We start from the raw sequence: 4324 nt of genomic DNA on the forward strand, positions 1-4324 counted from the left end.
GGACGGGTAGGGGCGGCGGGGGCGAAGAAGCCTCTGCCGCCCCCTACGGCACCACCACGATCTTCCTCCCCACCCCCGACGCGAACTGCTCCAGCGCCTGGGGGTAGCCCGTCAGCGGCAGGCGGTCGCTGATGAAGACCTCCGGGTCCAGGACACCCGTCGCGAAGAGTTCCGCCGCCCGTTCGAAGCTGTGCAGCACCGCCATCGAACCCGTGATCGTGAGCTCCTGGTTGTAAATGCGATACGGGTCGATCGTGACCCGGGTCGCGTAGTCCGCCACGCCGAACTGCAGGAACGTACCCGCCTTGGCCACCCGCTCCAGCCCGTCCTGGATCGCCGCGGCGTTACCCGTCGCGTCCACCACCACGTCCCACCCCTGCGGACGGTCCAGTTCGTCGGGGCTCGCCGCGGAGGACGAGACGCCCAGCCTTCTGGCCGTCTCCAGCCGGGACGGGTTCACGTCCACCACGTCCACACTCGCCGCCCCCGTACGCTTCGCCAGCTCCAGCATCATCAGACCCATCGTCCCCGAGCCGTAGATCAGGACGTGCGCGCCCAGCCGGGACCGGAGCACGTCATAGCCCCGTACCGCGCATGACAGGGGCTCCACCAGCGCCGCGTCCTGGGTGCGGATGTGCTCCGGGAGCCGTACACAGTTCGCGACCGGCGCCACGGCGTACTGTGCCGCGCCCCCCGCCGTCGTCACCCCGATCGCCGCCCACCGTTCGCAGAGGTTGTTGTGGCCCGTACGGCAGTACCGGCACTCGTGGCAGTACAGGGACGGGTCCACCGCCACCCGGTCGCCCACCGAGAGTTCCGTGACCCCGCTGCCGACCCCGACCACCTCGCCCGCGAACTCGTGCCCCGGCACGATCGGCAGCCTCGGCGCGAACTCGCCCTGGAGGATGTGCAGGTCCGTGCCGCAGATGCCGCAGGCCGCCACCTCGACGACGACCTCACGAGGACCCGGCGTCGGGTCCGGGACCTCGGAGACGACGGCCTTGCCCACGGACTCGATGACGGCGGCCTTCATTTCACGGCTCCCAACGACAGGCCCTGGACCAGCTTGTCCTGGGCGGCGAACCCCGCGGCGAGTACCGGCAGGGAGATGACGAGCGACGCGGCGCACACCTTGGCCAGGAACAGGCCCTGGCTGGTGATGAAGCCGGTCAGGAAGACGGGGGCCGTCTCGGCGACGACGCCGGTGAGCACCCGGGCGAACAGCAGCTCGTTCCAGCTGAAGATGAAGCAGATCAGGGCGGTCGCCGCGATGCCCGGCAGGGCGATGGGGGCCACCACCCGCCACAGGATCGTCGGCAGTCTCGCGCCGTCGATCTGCGCCGCCTCGATGATCGCGGCCGGCACCTCGGAGAGGAAGGACTGCATCATCCACACCGCGATCGGCAGGTTCATGGCTGTGTAGAGGACGATCAGCGCCCAGATGTTGTCGAGCAGACCGGTGTTCTTCGCGAACAGGTAGATGGGCAGCAGACCGGCCACCAGCGGCAGCATCTTGGTGGACAGGAAGAAGAACAGGACGTCGGTCCACTTCTTCACCGGCCGGACGGAGAGCGCGTACGCGGCGGGCAGCGCGAGGCACAGCGTCAGCAGCGTGGAGACCACCGAGGCCATCGTCGAGTTGATCAACGGGGGCCAGGGGCTGGCGCCGCCGCCCGCGCCGAAGAACGCGCGGTAGCCGTCCAGGGTGAGCGAGGCGGCGACGGAGGGCGGGTTGGTCGCCGCGTCCGCCTCGGAGTGGAATGACGTCAGGACCATCCAGAGGATGGGCAGCACGAACAGGAGGCCGGCCAGCCAGGCGGCGACTCCCAGGGCGGCGCCCTGGAACCGGCCGCGGGGCCGTGGCCGCCGCGGGGCCGCGGTGGTGAGGGCGGTCATCAGCGGGACACCTCCGCACGGAACAGGGACGACACGACACGCAGGGCGAAGGTCGCGAGGACGAGCGAGCCGATGACGACGATGACGCCGGCCGCCGAGGCGAGGCCGTTCTCGTGCGCCTGGTAGAAGGTCTGGTAGATCGTGTACGGCAGGTTCGCGGTGCCGAGGCCGCCGGAGGTGATGGTGTACACCGCGTCGAAGTTCTGCACGATGTAGATCGAGCCGAGCAGCACGCTCAGTTCGATGTAGCGGCGGATGTGCGGCAGCGTGATGTGGACGAACACCTGCCGGCCGCCCGCGCCGTCCACCCTGGCCGCCTCGATCAGCTGCGGGTCGCGGCTCTGCAGTCCGGCGAGCAGGATCAGCGTCATGAACGGCGTCCACTGCCAGATCAGCGAGGCCTCGACCGCGATGAGCGGCATCTCGGAGATCCAGTCCGGCTGGGCCGCCCCGTCCCCTCCGATCCAGTGCAGGACGCCGTTGAACAGGCCGTATTCGGGGTTGAACAGCACGTGCTTCCACAGCAGCGCGGCCGCGACCGGCACCAGCAGGAACGGGGCGATGAGCATCGTGCGCACGGCGGCCCGGCCACGGAACCTCCGGTCCAGCAGGAGCGCCAGCACCAGCCCGAGCAGCAGGCTGACGAGCACCACGGTGGCGGTCAGCACGACGGTCGTCCACACCGACCTGCGCAGTTCGGGTGTGCTCAGCACCTCCGAGTAGTTGGCAAGGCCGGCGAAGTGGCGCTGGTCCGGGTACAGGGCGTTCCAGTCGAAGAACGAGATCACCAGGGTGGCCACGAAGGGCAGCTGCGTCACGACGATCATGAAGATCAGCGCGGGCAGCAGGGGGGCCCGGGTGGCCCACGCGCGCATACGGTTCGGCCGCCGGGCCGCCGGCCTCGGGGAGGCGGCGGCGACCCGGGTGGGGGGATTCGTGACGGTCATGACTGCTGGTACTTCTTTCCGACGGCCTCTGCGAGCTTCTGCGACTTGCTCAGCGCGCTGTCCACGGACTGCCGGCCGGCGATCGCGGCGCTGATCTCCTGGGAGACCTTGGTGCCCAGGTCGGTGAACTCGGGGATGCCGACGAACTGGATGCCGGGCGCGGGCCGGGCCTGAACGCCCGGGTCCTCGGGCTTGGCGCTCGCGATGGCGTCACGGGTGACGTCCGCGAAGGCGGCCGCGTCCTTGCGGTACTCCGGGATGTCATAGGTCGACGTCCGCTTGCCCGCCGGCACGTTGGCCCAGCCGATCTTCTCGCCGACGAGCTTCTCGTAGTCCTTGCCCGAGGCCCAGGAGATGAACTTCCAGGCGTTCTCGGCGTTCTTGGACGCCTTCTGGATGCCCCAGGCCCAGGTGTACAGCCAGCCCGAGCTCTCCGTCCTCTCCACCGGCGCCGGGACGTAGCCGATCTTGCCCTTGACCGGGGAGCCGGAGGCCTCCAGGGAGCCGGCGCCGGCCGTGGCGTCGTACCACATGGCCGTCTTGCCCTGGGTCATGTTGTTCAGGCACTCGGCGTAGCCGGACTGCGCGGCACCCGCCTCACCGTGCTTGCGCACCAGGTCGACGTAGAACCGCGTGGCCTCCTTGAACTCCTTGGAGTCCAGCTGCGCGTTCCAGTCCTTGTCGAACCAGGTGCCGCCGAAGGTGTTGACGACCGTGGTCAGCGGCGCCATCACCTCGCCCCAGCCGGGCAGGCCGCGCAGGCAGACGCCCTTCATGCCGGACTCGGCCTTGTCCACCTTCGCGGCGAGGTCGGCGACCTGCTGCCAGGTGGGCTTGTCGGGCATGGTCAGGCCCGCCTTCTCGAAGACGTCCTTGCGGTACATCAGGAAGGAGGACTCGCCGTAGAAGGGCTCGCCGTAGAGCTTGCCGTCCTCCGCGGTGAGGGCCTGCGTCATCGGGGTGAGGACGTCGTCCTGGTCGAAGGCGGTGTCCTTCCTGACGTACGAGTCCAGCGAGTGGAGCCAGCCGTTCCTGGCGTAGATCGGGATCTCGTAGTTGCTGAGGGTGGCGACGTCGTACTGGCCGGCCTGGTTGGCGAAGTCCTGGCTGATCTTGTCCCGGACGTCGTTCTCCGGCAGGACGGTGAAGTTCACCTTGATGCCGGTGTCCTTGGTGAAGTTGGCGGCGGTGAGCTTCTGGAGTTCCACCATCGGCGGGTTGTTCACCATCAGGACGTTGATGGAGTCGCCGTCGGAGGATCCTCCGGATCCGCCGGCGCCCGCGCAGGCGGCGAGCGGAGTGATCAGCGTCCCTACGGCGGCCACGAGAAGGAGGGTGCGTGGCGCGCGTCGGCTCTGGGTTCCCATGCGTGCTCCTGGACTTCTATGCACAAAGGGGGCGGTTTTCGGGCTGGAGGTGCCCTGGGGATGGGTCTGCTCGATTACTGGATCTTCGGAAGCGGTGGGTCGGGAGTCGAGGAT

4 protein-coding genes are annotated in these 4324 nt (G+C 68.9%); all 4 read right to left on the minus strand.

The annotated features are described in order from the left end of the window. Nucleotides 1-43: 43 nt before the first annotated feature. Genes FNH04_RS42175 through FNH04_RS42190 form a run of 4 tightly spaced genes read right to left on the minus strand, consistent with a single transcriptional unit; the run spans nt 44 to nt 4210 of the window. On the minus strand, nt 44-1033 hold the full coding sequence (locus tag FNH04_RS42175) for a zinc-dependent alcohol dehydrogenase family protein (protein WP_152791529.1): 990 nt from the start codon (nt 1031-1033) through the stop codon (nt 44-46). Beyond that, entirely contained in the window at nt 1030-1896 is an 867-nt protein-coding gene (locus FNH04_RS42180) for a carbohydrate ABC transporter permease (RefSeq protein ID WP_152791530.1), read from the minus strand. Before FNH04_RS42180 ends, FNH04_RS42175 begins: the two co-directional genes overlap by 4 nt. Next, nucleotides 1896-2843 (minus strand): carbohydrate ABC transporter permease, encoded by a 948-nt coding sequence (locus FNH04_RS42185; protein WP_152791531.1) that lies wholly within the window; start codon nt 2841-2843, stop codon nt 1896-1898. The genes FNH04_RS42180 and FNH04_RS42185 overlap by 1 nt, the downstream gene beginning before the upstream one ends. Next, nucleotides 2840-4210, minus strand: coding sequence for an ABC transporter substrate-binding protein (locus tag FNH04_RS42190; protein ID WP_152791532.1), 1371 nt, complete (start codon nt 4208-4210; stop codon nt 2840-2842). The genes FNH04_RS42185 and FNH04_RS42190 overlap by 4 nt, the downstream gene beginning before the upstream one ends. Between the last annotated feature and the right edge of the window lie 114 nt (nt 4211-4324).

The organism is Streptomyces phyllanthi, from assembly GCF_009377205.1.
Taxonomy (GTDB): Bacteria; Actinomycetota; Actinomycetes; order Streptomycetales; family Streptomycetaceae; genus Streptomyces; species Streptomyces phyllanthi.

Bases quoted from the DNA above. Each gene is read 5' to 3' on its own strand.
- FNH04_RS42175 (WP_152791529.1), bottom strand. From the start codon at position 1,033: ATGAAGGCCGCCGTCATCGAGTCCGTGGGCAAGGCCGTCGTCTCCGAG.
- FNH04_RS42190 (WP_152791532.1), bottom strand. From the start codon at position 4,210: ATGGGAACCCAGAGCCGACGCGCGCCACGCACCCTCCTTCTCGTGGCC.
- FNH04_RS42185 (WP_152791531.1), bottom strand. From the start codon at position 2,843: ATGACCGTCACGAATCCCCCCACCCGGGTCGCCGCCGCCTCCCCGAGG.
- FNH04_RS42180 (WP_152791530.1), bottom strand. From the start codon at position 1,896: ATGACCGCCCTCACCACCGCGGCCCCGCGGCGGCCACGGCCCCGCGGC.